We start from the raw sequence: 14422 nt of genomic DNA on the forward strand, positions 1-14422 counted from the left end.
GCCCCCTAGGCTGCCGCGCGTGATCGTCGGCCTCACCCTCGCGGTGCTCGTGCTCGCGCTGGCGTGGGCGCTGTGGTGCGCGGTGTCCGCTGCCCTGGGCCAGGCGCCCACCATCCGCCACCGCATCGGCCTCCTCGTCCTCGAGGCCGTGGCACTGGTGCAGGCGCTGGTGCTCGTCGTCGGGCTGTTCGTGGAGCCGGCGCGCTCCGGCGGGGCGGTGCTCGAGATCGTCGGCTACCTGCTCGCGACGCTGGTGGTGCTGCCGATCGGCGCCGCCCTGGCCCACGGCGAGCGCACCCGCTACGGGTCGATCGTGCTCGCCGTCGCCGGGGTCACGCTGGCGGTGCTGTCCCTGCGTACCGGGCAGGTGTGGACGGTGACCCGTGCCGGCTGACCGCCGGCTCGCCGCCGGCCCGGGCCGCGTGCTGCTCGTCGTCTACGTCGTGTTCGCGATCTCGGCGGGCGCCCGGGCGCTGTACCAGATCGCGGTGCAGTTCGAGCGCGCGCCGGAGGCCTACCTGCTCTCGGCGTTCGCGGCGGCGGTGTACCTCGTGGCCGCGGTGGCGCTGGCCCGGGGCGCCCGGCGGGTGGCCCTGGTCGCGGTCGTGATCGAGCTCGTCGGGGTGCTCGGGATCGGCACGCTGTCGCTGCTGCGCCCCGAGGACTTCCCCGACCCGACCGTGTGGTCGGACTTCGGCATCGGCTACGGCTTCGTCCCCGTCGTCCTGCCGGTCCTGGGCCTGCTGTGGATCCTCCGCGCACGTGCGTGATCTTCTGAGCTATAGCTCAGAAGATCACGCACGTGGGCCGATCAGCCCAGGCCGGTGCCCTCGACGCCGCGGCGCCAGTAGCCGTCGAGGTCGACCGCGGCGGTCGGGAGGATCGCGCGCAGGCGCCGGCGCACCGGACGCAGCGTGCCGGCCTCGGCGCCCATCCACGCGAACCCCTCCCCCATCGGCGGGGTGAACGCGGCGACGGCGTCGTCGAGCAGGGTCGTCGTGCCCGGCGCGGCGCCGACGCGGTGGCGCCAGTCGACGGTGACGTGCGCCGGGACCTCGCCGAGGTAGGCCTCCTCAGCGACGTCGGCGACCTCGACCACCACGTGCACCGGCACGGCCGGCAGCCGCTCGATCCAGCGCGCCAGCGCCGGCAGGGCCGTCTCGTCGCCCCCGAGCAGGTACCAGTCGCGCGGGTCGACGACGGCGCTCGACCGCGGCCCCAGGAGCCACAGCGCACCCCGCGGGTCCTCGATCCACGCGCCGGCGAGCCCGCGACCGTGGCGTACGAAGTCCACGTCGACGGTGCCGGCGGCCGCGTCGTGGCGGCGCAGCGTGTACTCGCGGTAGGGCCGCGGGGCGCCCGCCGGCGGGGCGACGAGCCCGCGGGTCGAGAAGGCCGGCTCCGGGGGCTCCTGCCCCGGCGCGGGCGGGAAGAACAGCTTGACGTGGTCGGTCGGCCCGGAGACCGCGAGGTCGGCCAGGTCCCCGGCGAGGCGCACGCGGCGCATCCGCGGCGTCGGGTCGTCGACGTCGACGACCTCGACCCGCCGCGGGCGGCGTGCCTGCTCGGGGTGCTCGACGTGCGAGACGACCGGGGCGTCACGGACCACCATGCGACCACGCTATCGAGCGCGCCGAAGCCCGCCGGGAGGTCAGTCCCGCACGCGATAGCTCAGGTACACCGCGCCGCCCCTGAACCGGCGCTCGTCGAGGAGCTCCAGATCCAGGCGCACGCCCTCGGGCAGGAAGCGCGTGCCCCCGCCGACCGCTACCGGGACGACGACGGGCGCGACCACGTCGACCAGCCCGGCCGCGAGGGCCGCGGCGGCGAGGCCGGGACCGTCGACGGTGAGGTCGCCGTCGCGGGCCTTGAGCTCGCGCACGGCGTCCGGGTCGAACTCGCGGACGAGGCGGGTGCGCTCGCTGGACACGGTCTCCAGGGTGCGCGAGTAGACGATCTTGTCCGCCGCCTGCCAGGTCCGCGCGAACTCCGCGACGAAGTCCGGGGCGTCCGGCAGGGTGTCGGCCGTCTCCCAGAACACCATCGTCTCGTACATGCGCCGGCCGTAGAGGAACGTCGTCACCGGCCGTGTCAGCTCCTCGAAGAAGCGGTGCAGCTCCGGGTCGGGCGCGCCCCAGTCGAAGTCCCCCTTCTCGTCGGCGACGTAGCCGTCGAGCGAGGTCAGCATCGAGTAGATCAGTCGGCTCATCGTCGCCTCCGGTGATTGCAAACTGCAAGCGGTTCGCACACTAGCGGATCGTGCTAGGACACGGGGATGCTTCCCGACCTCGTCGACGCCGTCGGCGCCGAGCACGTCGTGGCGGGTGACGACCCGGCGGTCGCGGACCTCTGCGCGGACGAGGCGCTGGGCGTGCCCGCCGGCAAGCCGGCATACGTCGTGTGGCCTGCCGACCGCGACGAGGTGGCCGCCGTCGTGCGGGCGGCCCGGGCCGCCGGTGCGTCGGTGACCGCTCGCGGGGCGGGCACGGGGCTCTCGGGCGCGGCGACGCCCGACGACGGCGCGGTGCTCGTCTCGTTCGCGCGGATGGACCGGATCCTCGAGGTCGACCCGGTCGATGCCGTCGCGGTCGTCCAGCCGGGGGTGTCGTTGGAGGCCCTGGACGCCGCCGCCGGCGAGCACGGCCTGACCTACCCCGTGCACCCCGGCGAGCAGTCGGCGTCGCTCGGCGGGACCGTCGCCACCAACGCGGGCGGGATGCGGGCGGTGCGCTACGGCGTGACGCGGGCGCACGTGCTCGGGCTCGAGGCGGTGCTGGCCGACGGGTCGCTGGTGCGCACCGGTGGGCGGCTCGCCAAGGTCTCGGCGGGCTACGACCTCACCCAGCTGCTCGTGGGCTCGGAGGGCACGCTGGCGCTGGTCACCGAGGTGATCGTGCGGCTCCACCCCGCGCTGCCGTGCCGGCGCACGGTGCTGGCGCCGTTCTCCTCGGCGCAGGCGGTGACCGGGGCCGTCGCGCGGGTCGTCGGTGCGGGGCTGGCGCCGTCGGTGTGCGAGTACCTCGACGGGCCGACCATGCGCGCGATCTGCGACAACGCCGGCCTGGCGCTGGGGCTGCCCGAGGGCCTGCTCGACGCCGACCACCTGCTCGTCGAGCTCGCCGGGCGTCGACAGGAGCGGGTCGACGAGGACGCCGAAGAGCTCGCCGAGGTGCTCGGGTCGCTCGGCGCGGCCGAGGTCTTCGACCTGCCCGCGGGCTCGGCGCGCCGGCTGGTCGAGGCGCGGGAGAAGGCGTTCTGGGCCGTGAAGGCGGCGGGGGCGGACGAGGTCGTCGACCTCGTCGTGCCCCGCTCGGCGATGGCGACGTTCCTGTCCCGGGCCCGCGCAGCCGGCGGGACACACGGCGCGCGGGTGCTCGGGTGCGGGCACGCGGGAGACGGCAACGTGCACCTCGCGGTGTTCCAGCCCGACCCCGAGCGGCTGGCGGCGACCCTGCACGACGTCTTCGCCGCGGGCATCGCGCTCGGCGGGGCGGTGTCGGGCGAGCACGGCGTCGGGCGCGCCAAGGCCCACCAGTTGGCGGCGTTCGGCGACCCGGTCGCGCTCGACGTCCTCCGGCGCGTGCGGGGCGCGATGGACCCCGACGGGACGCTGAACCCGGGGTGCTCGATCCGCTGAGACCGGCGCGCGTCGTAGGGTGGCCCGCGTGGCGGAGCTCGTCATCGCCCGCAACCCCGACCCGGCGTCATCACTGGGCTTCCTGCTCTGGCTGCCGGTCGGCGACGGCCTGCTGTTCCGCACCTCGGGGACGTGGCCACGCACCAAGGCGCTGTACTGCCACCCCGCGGCGGTGGACGAGTGGCCCGCCGAGGGCGACCTCGAGGTCGTCGAGCGCGTCGCGCTGCGGTCCTGCGCCCGCCGCGGGGCCGCCATCGACGTCGTCCTCGACCGGGCGCGGGAGAACCGCTCGCAGATCGTCTACACCCGCGGGCGCGGCCGGGACATGGTGTTCTGGCAGTCGCCGCGGACCCGCAAGCAGGCGCGCCCGCAGGTGCGCGTCCCCACGGCGCGGGCGGGTCCGGACGAGGTCGAGATCGTCGTCGACGCCCACGAGCGCTACCCCTACCGGTTCGCGTCCCAGCAGACCCGGGTCGTGCGCCGCGCCCTCCCCGCCGGGGACTACGGCGTCGTGCTCGGCGACACGTTGGTGGCCTCGGTCGAGCGCAAGTCGCTGCCGGACCTCGTGTCGAGCCTGGGCAGCGGGCGGCTGCGCTTCGCCCTCGGGGAGCTCGCGGCCCTGCCCCGCGCGGCGGTGGTCGTGGAGGACCGGTGGTCGCAGGTGTTCGCCCAGCGGCAGCTCCGGCCGGCGCAGGTCGCGGACTCGTTGGCCGAGCTGCAGGTGCGCTGGCCCGGAGTGCCGATCGTGTTCGCCGAGACCCGGCCCCTGGCCGAGGAGTGGACCTACCGCTACCTCGCCGCGGCGTTGGCCTGGGCGAAGGACGAGCAGGCCATCGGCGCCCGGCTCGCCGGGGCCTCGCCGGAGCTCCCGCCGGTCCCCGCGCCCGAGCCCTCGACCGCGGAGGTCCGGGCGTGGGCGCGCGCCCAGGGGATCGCGGTGCCCGACCGCGGGCGCCTCCGGCCGGAGGTGTGGGATCGGTACCGCGAGGCGCACGCGGGCGCGGACGGCGAGCCCGCCGGGAGTACTCCGGAGTGATCGCGAGCGTTCCCCGGCGTCCCGACGTCGGCGCGGCTCGCCGATCTGGAGCGCCCCGGCGTGTCGCCCGCCGAGGATGTGGCGATCCTGGCGTCTGACGCCAGCAAAGCCGCATTGCTCGCACACCCCGTGTGCGACCACCCGAACGGACGGGGAGGGCGAGGTCAGGTCTGGAGCGCCGGGCGGTCGGGGTGGTCGGCGCGGACGACGAGGTCCGCGACGGCCAGCGGGTCGACCTCCTCGGCGTAGCGCGCGTAGGCGGGCAGGGTCCAGGCCTCGTCGGGCGGGGTGCGGCGCTCGAGCACCGTCGCCGAGAGCGCGAGGTGCACGGTCAGCTCGGCGGGCAGGCCGCGCCCGAGCAGCAGCGGCCCGTCGACGACCACCACGCCCGGCGGCGGCAGCGCCACCCGCTCCGCGCGCGCGGCCCGCTCGACGGCCACGTCCCACAGGCGCGGGAGCACCTGCCCGCTGCCGCCGGGCCCGAGCGGGCCGAGCACCTCGCGGACCAGCCCGCCCGCGTCGAGCCAGTCGTCGTAGAACGAGTCCGGGTCGGTGCGCCCCCGCTCGAGGCGCACCGACGCCGGGCGCAGGAAGTCCCACGCCGACACCCGCACGACGGGTCGTGAGCGCACGCGCAGCGGGTCGACGAGCGCGTCGGCGAGCACGTCGGGCCGGACGGGCGGCGCCCCGTCCACCAGCACCCGCACGTGGCCGGGACCCGCCCGCTCGACCGCGTCGACGATCTCGGTGGCCAGGGCGTCGGGCGTGAGCGGGTGGATCGGCATCGCCTCCAGGATGCCGCCCCTACGCCCGCGTGGCGCCCCGGACGGTGTGCTGGCCGGCCCCGTCCTCGGACGCGGCGTCGGCCTCGTCGGCCTCCGGCGGACGGGGGTGCATCGTCGCGAGCGCCGCGAGGGTGACAGCCGCGCAGATGATGATGTAGATCGAGATCCACGTGGTGGACCCGGTGCCGGCCAGGATCGCGGTGGCGATCAGCGGCGCGGGCCCGCCGGCGGTGATCGAGGCGAGCTGGTAGCCCAAGCCCGCGCCGGTGTAGCGGATGCCGGTGCCGAAGCTCTCGGAGATCAGCGCCGCCTGCGGCCCGTACATCATGTCGTGGAAGATCAGGCCGAGGATGATCCCGAGCAGGATCAGGCCCCCCGTTCTCGTGTTGAGCAGCGCGAAGTAGGGGAACGCGTACAGGCCGGTGAGGACGGCCCCGGCGCCGTACACCAGCCGCCGTCCGAGGACGTCGGAGAGCCAGCCGAAGAACGGGACGCTGATGATGCCGAGGCAGGCCGCGAGGATGAGGTAGAGCAGCAGGTCCTGCCGGTCCAGGTCCAGCTGCTGGGTGCCGTAGGCCAGCACGAACGAGGTGATTCGGGGCAATACTTCACAAGGACCACACGAGCTGGACCGTTCAGATCACGGAGAAGCGATCGGTCAGTCGCTCTCCGTCGTCACGGGAGACGACGCAACTGACCTGGCGACCGCCGGAGGCCGAGCCCGCCGAGCGCGGGTCGGCGAAGGCCGCCCGGGCGGGGACGACCGCGGTCATGCGCAGGTCGTCGCGGTCGACGCCACCCGCGGTGGGGACGAGGAGGTCGGAATCCGCGTAGAGCGCGCAGTACGCGCGGCCGAACGCGGCCAACCCCTCCTCGCCCGGATAGGACACAGGCCGCCCCTCGCGGACGGGCGCGATCGAGGCGACGACCTCGACGTCGTGCGGCACGCCGCACCGCGCGTCCGCCTCGGGGCCGAAGCTGCCGCCGCTCGCCAAATCACCGTTCGCGCACTGGCCCTCGAAGAGCACGAACTGCTCGAGGTCGCCGTCGGGTCCGTACGTCAGGACGTCGGGCTGGGCGGTGAACGGGCGCCAGCCGCCCATCAGCGCACCGACCAGGAGCAACAGGACCGCGAGGGCCGCCGCGCCGGCGGCGAGCGCGACCGGCCGGCTCACCTGCGGGATCGCGGCGCGGCGCGGCGCCCCGGCGGCGCTCAGCGCTCCTGCTCCACGCGCAGCGCCTGCTCCTCGACCGTGCCGGGCTCACGGTCGATCGCGGCGACCTCGCCGATCGCGTCGTCGGCGGGCAGTCCGGTCGGCTCGGCCGCGCCGGGGGCCGACGAGAGGCCGAGCTCGACCTCGCGGCCCTCGGCGGCGAGCTGCTCGTCGGCCGCGACCCCGTCGGCCCCGTCGGCGGAGAGCACGACCTCCCCGCCCACCCCGTCCACGGCGTTCGCCGGGTCGTCGACCGACTCGTCGAGATCGTCGATCGGCGTCGCGGCCAGCGGACGCTCGGGCGGCTGCTCCGTCGTGGCCTCGGGCTGTTCCTGGGGGAGGCGGTAGTCGATGCTGGGCGAGGTCCGCTCCCACTCCTGGGTGCCGCCGAGCCGCACGTCCCGGCTGTAACCCTCGGGGGCGTCCATGCCGTCCTCGAGCGGATCGGCGCCCATGCGGTCCTCGTCCATCACGACCGCCGGCTCGGTGTCCAGGGTCGTCATGTCGTTGTCGAGCACGGCCTCGCCCCGCTCGACAGACTCCTCGCTCACGCGTCCTCGCTCCTCGTCGGTGAAGGGCAGGCGGACATCCTCCGCCGTCCGGGCCCCGTTCCCGCGACCGGGGTAGGCCATGCCCCGCGACGCCGCGCCTCGCGCATCGAGCGTGTGGCGCTACGGACACTGGGTGTCAGCGATGGCCCACCGCTGACATCGACACGCCGGAACGACACGCCGACACGCGTGGTCGGCCGGTCAGCCGCGGATGCGGGTGGAGGCGTCGCCCCACTCCTTCGCGCGGAGCTCGAACTTCTGGATCTTGCCGGTCGAGGTCTTGGGCAGTTCGCTGACGATCTCGACGTCGCGTGGGGCCTTGTACCGCGCGATGGCGCCCTTCACGTGATCGATGATCGCGTCCGGCTCGGCGTCCTTCCCCTCGCGCAGGACCACGAACGCCTTGGGCCGCTCGCCCCAGCGCTCGTCGGGCACGCCCACGACGGCGGCCTCGAGCACGGCGGGGTGGCTGAGCACCGCCTGCTCGACCTCGACGGTCGAGATGTTCTCGCCGCCGGAGATGACGACGTCCTTGGCGCGGTCGCGCAGCTCGACGTAGCCGTCGGGGTGCATGACCCCGAGGTCGCCCGAGTGGTACCAGCCGCCCGCGAAGGCCTTCGCCGTCGCCTCGGGGTCGCGGTAGTAGCCCGACATGACGTTGTTGCCGCGCATGACGATCTCGCCCATCGTCTGCCCGTCGGCGGGCACGTCGACGAGCGCGACGGTGGCGGGGTCGTACTCCTCGGGAAGGACCTCGACCACCCGCACCGGCTCGGCGACGAGCATCCCGACGCCCTGGCGCGCCTGTAGCTTCGCCCGCGCGTGCTCCTCGAGCCCGCGCCACTCCTCCTGCCACTGGCACACCGTGTACGGCCCGTAGGTCTCGGTCAGGCCGTAGACGTGCACGATCCGGAAGCCCATCCCCTCCATCTCGAGGATGGTCGTGGGGCTCGGCGGGGCGCCGGCGGTGGTCACCACCAGCGCGTAGTCCAGGGTCGACGCCTCCGGCGCGTTCATGATCGTGGTGACGACGGTCGGGGCGCCGTTGAGGTGGGTGACCCGGTGCTCCCGGATCAGCGCCCAGATGGCGTCGCCGCGGACCTCGCGCAGACAGACGTGGGTGCCGCCGATCGCGGTGATCGCCCAGGGCGTGCACCAGCCGTTGCAGTGGAACATGGGGAGCGTCCAGAGGTAGACGCTGGACGGGTCGTGGTACGAGTGCACGATCTCGCCGAACGAGTTCAGGTACGCCCCGCGGTGGTGGTACTGCACGCCCTTGGGGCGCCCGGTGGTGCCGCTCGTGTAGTTGATGCTGATCGTGGAGCGCTCGTCGGCGACCTCCCACGGCAGGCGGTCACCCTCCTCCCCGCGCGCGAGCAGGTCGTCCCAGGAGGTGCCGTCGACCGAGCGCCCGGCGTCGGGGCCCTGCGGGTCGACGAGCGTCACGATCTCGCGCACCGTCTCCAGCGAGCCCGCGACCGGCTCGACCGTGCCCCACAGCGTCGAGTCGACCACCAGCACCGTCGCGCCGGAGTGGTCGAGGATGTAGCGCACCTCCTCGCTCGACAGGCGGGTGTTCACCGCGACGAGCACGGCCCCGGCCAGCGGCACACCGAAGTGCGCCACGAGCATCTCCGGGACGTTGGGCAGCAGGCACGCGACGCGGTCCCCGGGCGCCACGCCGCTCGCGCGCAGCCCGCGGGCCAACCGCTGGGCCTGCTCCGCGAACTGCGCGTAGGTCGTGCGCTGCTCGCCGTGGACGATCGCGACCTTGTCCGGGTAGACGTCGGCCGAGCGGCGCAGGAACGCCAGCGGGGTGAGCGGGGTGATCCAGGTCTCCGGGGTGTCCACCCCCGGGATCATCGCGCGTCGTCGGGTGACGGGCCAGGGCCCTGCCCGTGACGGGGCCGTGCGTACTCGGGAGGTGCGTCCGAGCCGGGCTCGGTCGGCAGGCCGGCGGCCGCCCACGCGCGGAAGCCCCCGGCGACGTCGGTGGCCCGGTGCAGGCCGAGGTCCTGCAGCGCGGCGGCGGCCAGCGAGGACGTGTAGCCCTCGGAGCACAGCACGATCCACTGCCGGTCGTGGTCGGTCGCCTCGGCGATGCGTGCGTCGGACGTCGGGTCGAGGCGCCACTCGAGGTGGTTGCGCTCGATCACCAGCGCGCCGGGCACCTGCCCCTCGTCGCGGCGCTGCCAGCCCGGTCGGATGTCGACCAGCAGCGCCCCGCTGTCGAGCGCGGCGGCGGCGTCGCGGGGGTCGAGGCGCGCCAGCCGTTCCCGGGCCCGCGCGAGCACCCGGTCGATGGCGCTCACGCCGGTGCCTGCCCCGGGGCCACCAGCTCCGACCGCGTGCGGCGCAGCACGCCCGCGCCGACGTCGTAGAACGACATCGCCGACAGGGGCGGCGAGTAGGCGTGCACGCTGACGGCCGTCGCGACGGCCCGGTTCGTGACGTCGTGCACGTGCCCGAGGCCGAACGCGGCGCTGCGGCCGGTGTCGAGCACGCGCCGGCGCAGCCCGGGGCCGCGCGCGGGCAGCTCCTCGGCGGGGCAGGTCCCGTCGTCCTCCGCGCCGGCGGTCCAGCGCCACTCGGTGAGGGCGCCGCGGATGACGGTCAGCGCGCCGAGGGAGCCGCCGTGGTCGTGCAGCTCCGCGCCCTGGTCGGTCACCCAGGAGACGAGCCAGACGTCGAGGTGGTCGTCGGCGTGCAACCGCCGCGACCAGCGAGAGGCGGGGTCGACCTCGACGGCCCGGTGGCCGGCGGCTTCACGGGCGGAGACCTCCGCGGCCACCTCGCGGGTGAGCGCGACGAGGTCGGCGAGGCTCGCGGGTGTCGGCCCGTCCTGCCAGCGGCGCCGGTCGGGGCGGCGGGAGCGCGGTCGGGTGAAGGGGGTGCCGAGTCGGGCGGGTTCGACCAGGGCGGTCACGGATCTCGTCCTCCGGGTGCGGGCGCCCGCGCACGCCCGGGACCGGCGGTCGGCCGGGGACCTCGAGGGGTGCGTCGCGGGCGAGGGGACGTCGCGGCCGGGCGGCACGCGACGATCGGCTCGTCAGGCCCGCGGACACCACTGGTCGAACACGTGCGCGCGGCGGCTCTCCCAGAGGGGGCCGAGGAAGGGGTCGCGCACCGGGTCATTGGACCACGTCGTCCCGCGGCGGTCTCCCCGGGGTGACCGGGCCCGCCGTCGGTGATCGGGCGGGCTGTCGGGGTCCCGGCCTAGCCTGGAGGAGACCGACGGCGGCCGAGCTCGGCCCGGGGTCCGCCACGCCGTCCCGCACGCCACCACCACCTCCCGGAGGGCACCACGGAGCGCACCACGGAGCGCAGCACGGAGCGGACCGCCCATCGCCCGGGCCGCGGCCGCGGCTGGGTCCGCCGTCTCGCCCGCGACTGCTGGGCCCACCCGATGCTCACCGTCGCCGCCCTCACGGCCTCGGTGCTGGGGGTGAGCCTGGAGGCCGTCGGCCCCCTGCTCATCGGCACCGCGGTCGACCGTGCCGTCGCCGGGTCCACCGACGGGCTCGGCCTGCTCGTCGCCGCGATGGCGGCCATCGCCGTCGTCCGGTTCGGGGCGGCGTTCCTGCGCCGCTACCTCGGCGGGCGCCTGTCGCTGGGCGTCCAGCACGACCTGCGGCGCCGGGTGTTCGGGTCGGTGTCCCGCCTCGACGGGCCGAAGCAGGACGCGTTGCGCACCGGCCAGGTCGTCTCGCGGGCCAACTCCGACCTCCAGCAGGTCCAGGGCCTGCTCGGCATGGTCCCGCTGGTCGCGGGCACGGTCGGCCAGCTGGTGGTCTCGATCGCGATCATGCTGTGGCTCTCGCCGCTGCTCACGGTGGTCGCCCTGGTCGTCCTGCCGGCCGGGATCGTCTTCACCGGGCGGATGCGCCGCCGCCTCTTCCCCGCGACGTGGTCGGCCCAGCAGCGCGCCGCGGAGGTCGCCCAGCACGTCGAGGAGGCCGTCACCGGGGTCCGCGTCGTCAAGGGCTTCGGGCAGGAGGCACGCGAGACCGGGCGGCTGCGCGACGCCGCACGCCGCCTCTACGCCGACCGGCTGCGCGCCGCGCGGCTCAACTCCCGCCTCACGCCCACGCTCTCCGCCCTGCCGACGGTCGGCCAGCTCGGGGTGTTCGCCCTCGGTGGCGCGATGGCGCTGGACGGCCGGATCTCCCTCGGCGTGTTCATCGCGTTCACCTCCTACATCGCGGCCCTGGTGGGCCCGGCGCGCCTGGTCGCGGGCCTCGTCGTCACGGGACAGCTGGCGCGGGCCGGCGTCGAGCGCGTCTACGAGCTCATCGACTCCCAGCCCGAGATCGTCGACACGCCCGGTGCCCGCGAGGTCCCCGACGGGCCGCTGGGCGTCGAGCTCGACGACGTGCGCTTCGGCTACGCCCGCAGCGAGCCCGTGCTCGACGGGTTGTCGCTGACGATCACGCCCGGCGAGACGGTGGCGCTCGTCGGCACGGCGGGGTCGGGCAAGTCGACGGTCGCGCTGCTCACGCCCCGGTTCTACGACGTGCAGGGCGGGGCGCTGCGCCTCGGACCGCCGGGCGGGGCCGTCGACGTGCGCGAGCTGCGCCTCGACGCCCTGCGCCGCGCGGTCGGCGTGGTGTTCGAGGAGGCGTTCCTCTTCTCGGACACCGTGCGCGCCAACATCGCCTACGGCTGCCCCGACGCCACCGACGAGCAGGTCCGCGCCGCGGCGGTCGCCGCGCAGGCGGACGCGTTCATCGCCGACCTCCCCGAGGGCTACGACACCCGCGTCGGCGAGCGCGGGCTGACGCTCTCAGGCGGCCAGCGCCAGCGCGTCGCCCTCGCCCGCGCCCTGCTCTACGACCCCCGGGTGCTGGTCCTCGACGACGCCACGTCGGCGGTCGACGCCACCACCGAGGCCGCCATCGGCGAGACCCTGCGCTCGGTCACCGCCCAGCGCACCACGGTGGTCATCGCCCACCGGCGCTCCACGCTGTCGCTGGCCGACCGCATCGCGGTGCTCGACGGCGGACGGGTCGTCGACGTCGGCACCCACGCCGAGCTCGAGGGCCGCTGCCGGTTGTTCCGCGAACTGCTCGCCGGGCCCACCGAGCGCATCGACGAGCCCGGGCGCGTGGACGACGAGGACGCCCCGGCCCCCGGCGCGGTCCCCGACGACGGCGCACCCGGGAGCGCCATCACCCCGTCGCTGTGGCCCGACGCCCCCGACCCGGACCGTCCGGTGCCGCCCCCGGCACCGTCCGTGGTCGTGGCGGGCGCGGAGGCGCTCGGCGGGGTCGACGGCACGGCGCGGCCGGAGATGCGGGAGGCGATGGAGAAGCTCCCGCCCGCCACCGACGAGCCCGCGCTCTACGGCGAGGACCCCACGGCTCCCGACCCGGGCTTCCGGCTCGGGCGGCTGATGCGCCCCGTGCGCTGGGCGCTGGTGCTCGCCACCGTGCTCGTCGGCCTCGACGCCGTGGCCACCGTGGCGTTCCCGTCGCTGGCGCGCCTCGCCGTCGACGGCGGCATCCAGGCGGGCTCGCTCGACGTGCTGTGGCTGGCGGTCGGGCTGGGGGTGGTCGTGGTCGCCCTCGACTGGGTGGTGGTCGCCGCGCAGACGGTGCTCACCGCCCGCATCGGCGAGGGCCGGCTGTACCTGCTGCGCACGCGCAGCTTCGCCCACCTCCAGCGCCTCGGGCTCGACTTCTACGAGCGCGAGCTCGGCGGCCGGATCATGACGCGGATGACCACGGACGTCGACGCCCTGTCGTCGTTCCTGCAGACCGGGCTGACCCAGGCCGCCGTGGCCGTCCTGACCATCGTCGGCGTGGCGGTCGCCCTCCTGGTCACCGACCTCGAGCTGGCGCTGGTGTCGCTCGCGGTGATGCCCGTCCTCGTCCTGGCCACGGTGATCTTCCGCCGGTTGTCGTCGGCGGCCTACGCCGAGGCCCGCGAGCGGATCAGCGTCGTCAACGCCGACCTGCAGGAGAACGTGGCGGGCCTGCGGGTCGCCCAGGCCCACACCCACGAGGAGCTGTCGGCCGCCACGTTCGCCGACAACAGCGACGCGTACCGCCGTGCGCGCCTGCGGGCCCAGCGCCTCATCGCCACCTACTTCCCGTTCGCGGCGATGCTCTCCGACCTCGCCCAGGCCGCCGTGCTCGGTGTCGGCGCCGCCCGGGTGGCCACCGGCGGCCTCTCCCCCGGCGTGCTCGCCGCGTTCCTGCTCTACCTGGCGATGTTCTTCGGGCCGGTGCAGCAGCTCTCACAGGTCTTCGACGGCTACCAGCAGGCCCGCATCGGCCTGACCCGCATCGGCGAGCTGCTGCGCACGCCGACGTCGGTGCCGCCGCCGGCACACCCCGTGGTGCTCGACGACCTGCGCGGCGAGGTCGAGCTGCGCGACGTCGAGTTCTCCTACGCGGGCGCGTCCACGCCGGCGCTGTCCGACTTCTCGCTGCACGTCCCGGCCGGGCAGACCGTGGCGCTGGTCGGGGCGACCGGCGCGGGCAAGTCGACGGTGGTCAAGCTCGTCGCGCGCTTCTACGACGCCACGGGCGGCACGGTGCTGGTCGACGGCGTCGACATCCGCGAGCACGACCTCGCGACGCTGCACCGGCGCCTCGGCGTCGTCCCGCAGGAGGCGCACCTGTTCGTCGGCGACGTCGCCTCCAACATCGCCTACGGCGACCCCGAGGCCACGCCCGCCCGCATCGAGCAGGCCGCCCGCGACGTCGGCGCCTTCGAGATGATCGCCTCGCTGCCCGCGGGGTTCCGCCAGCCGGTGGGTGAGCGCGGCGGCGGCCTGTCCGCCGGGCAGCGCCAGCTCGTCGCCCTGGCGCGCGCCGAGCTGGTCGATCCGCGCCTGCTGCTGCTCGACGAGGCCACGGCGGCGCTCGACCCGGCCACCGAGGGGGCGGTGCTGGCGGCGGGCGAGCGGCTCTCGCGACGCGGAGCGGGCGGCACCGACAGCGCCGACACCGTGCGGAGCGCACCGCGCACCACGTTCGTCGTCGCCCACCGCCTGGCCACGGCCGCGCGGGCCGACCACATCGTCGTCATCGACGCCGGGCGCATCCTCGAGGAGGGCACGCACCAGCAGCTCCTCGAACGCGACGGCGCCTACGCCCGGTTGTGGCGCGCGGGCGTGGGGACGGTCGACGACGCGGTCGGCGAGGAGGGCCTCGCCGAGGCCGGTGACGACCTGGCCCGCGCCGGCTGAAGCG

14 protein-coding genes are annotated in these 14422 nt (G+C 75.4%); 5 read left to right on the forward strand and 9 right to left on the reverse strand.

The genetic code is table 11. The annotated features are described in order from the left end of the window. The first annotated feature begins 19 nt into the window (after positions 1 to 19). Positions 20 to 394, forward strand: coding sequence for a hypothetical protein (locus C8D89_RS29010; RefSeq protein ID WP_165825526.1), 375 nt, complete (start codon positions 20 to 22; stop codon positions 392 to 394). Further along, positions 384 to 770, forward strand: coding sequence for a hypothetical protein (locus C8D89_RS03490; protein WP_116706607.1), 387 nt, complete (start codon positions 384 to 386; stop codon positions 768 to 770). Before C8D89_RS29010 ends, C8D89_RS03490 begins: the two co-directional genes overlap by 11 nt. 41 nt (positions 771 to 811) lie before the next feature. Here the strand turns inward: C8D89_RS03490 and C8D89_RS03495 are convergent, their stop codons facing one another. Beyond that, the gene (locus tag C8D89_RS03495) at positions 812 to 1612 is read right to left on the reverse strand and encodes a siderophore-interacting protein (RefSeq protein ID WP_116706608.1); all 801 of its coding nucleotides are present in this window, start codon (positions 1610 to 1612) and stop codon (positions 812 to 814) included. A gap of 39 nt (positions 1613 to 1651) precedes the next feature. Continuing rightward, entirely contained in the window at positions 1652 to 2209 is a 558-nt protein-coding gene (locus tag C8D89_RS03500; protein ID WP_116706609.1) for a dihydrofolate reductase family protein, read from the reverse strand. A gap of 66 nt (positions 2210 to 2275) precedes the next feature. Here C8D89_RS03500 and C8D89_RS03505 point away from each other — a divergent pair, with 66 nt between their 5' ends. Continuing rightward, the gene (locus C8D89_RS03505; RefSeq protein WP_116706610.1) at positions 2276 to 3637 is read left to right on the forward strand and encodes an FAD-binding oxidoreductase; all 1362 of its coding nucleotides are present in this window, start codon (positions 2276 to 2278) and stop codon (positions 3635 to 3637) included. A gap of 28 nt (positions 3638 to 3665) precedes the next feature. Further along, positions 3666 to 4673, forward strand: a complete 1008-nt coding sequence (locus C8D89_RS03510; RefSeq protein ID WP_116706918.1) for an ERCC4 domain-containing protein — start codon at positions 3666 to 3668, stop codon at positions 4671 to 4673. Between the two features lie 164 nt (positions 4674 to 4837). Here the strand turns inward: C8D89_RS03510 and C8D89_RS03515 are convergent, their stop codons facing one another. The 7 genes from C8D89_RS03515 to C8D89_RS03545 all read right to left on the reverse strand — a co-directional run bounded on the left by C8D89_RS03515 (position 4838) and on the right by C8D89_RS03545 (position 10149). Beyond that, the gene (locus C8D89_RS03515; RefSeq protein WP_116706611.1) at positions 4838 to 5458 is read right to left on the reverse strand and encodes a nucleoside/nucleotide kinase family protein; all 621 of its coding nucleotides are present in this window, start codon (positions 5456 to 5458) and stop codon (positions 4838 to 4840) included. 19 nt (positions 5459 to 5477) lie between these two features. Further along, entirely contained in the window at positions 5478 to 6062 is a 585-nt protein-coding gene (locus C8D89_RS03520) for an MFS transporter (protein ID WP_243417794.1), read from the reverse strand. Between the two features lie 31 nt (positions 6063 to 6093). Beyond that, positions 6094 to 6633, reverse strand: a complete 540-nt coding sequence (locus C8D89_RS03525; protein WP_116706612.1) for a hypothetical protein — start codon at positions 6631 to 6633, stop codon at positions 6094 to 6096. Between the two features lie 38 nt (positions 6634 to 6671). After that, positions 6672 to 7223, reverse strand: coding sequence for a hypothetical protein (locus tag C8D89_RS03530; protein WP_133251804.1), 552 nt, complete (start codon positions 7221 to 7223; stop codon positions 6672 to 6674). Between the two features lie 201 nt (positions 7224 to 7424). Next, positions 7425 to 9074 (reverse strand): acyl--CoA ligase family protein, encoded by a 1650-nt coding sequence (locus C8D89_RS03535; RefSeq protein ID WP_423716639.1) that lies wholly within the window; start codon positions 9072 to 9074, stop codon positions 7425 to 7427. Between the two features lie 8 nt (positions 9075 to 9082). After that, a complete protein-coding gene (locus tag C8D89_RS03540; RefSeq protein WP_116706615.1) occupies positions 9083 to 9535 on the reverse strand; it encodes a rhodanese-like domain-containing protein in 453 nt (150 codons plus the stop codon). Next, on the reverse strand, positions 9532 to 10149 hold the full coding sequence (locus C8D89_RS03545; protein ID WP_243417796.1) for a cysteine dioxygenase: 618 nt from the start codon (positions 10147 to 10149) through the stop codon (positions 9532 to 9534). Before C8D89_RS03545 ends, C8D89_RS03540 begins: the two co-directional genes overlap by 4 nt. A 480-nt stretch (positions 10150 to 10629) precedes the next feature. Here C8D89_RS03545 and C8D89_RS03550 point away from each other — a divergent pair, with 480 nt between their 5' ends. Continuing rightward, on the forward strand, positions 10630 to 14418 hold the full coding sequence (locus C8D89_RS03550; RefSeq protein WP_116706616.1) for an ABC transporter ATP-binding protein: 3789 nt from the start codon (positions 10630 to 10632) through the stop codon (positions 14416 to 14418). Positions 14419 to 14422 lie beyond the last annotated feature (4 nt).

It is taken from the genome of Actinomycetospora cinnamomea (assembly GCF_003096675.1).
GTDB lineage: Bacteria > Actinomycetota > Actinomycetes > Mycobacteriales > Pseudonocardiaceae > Actinomycetospora > Actinomycetospora cinnamomea.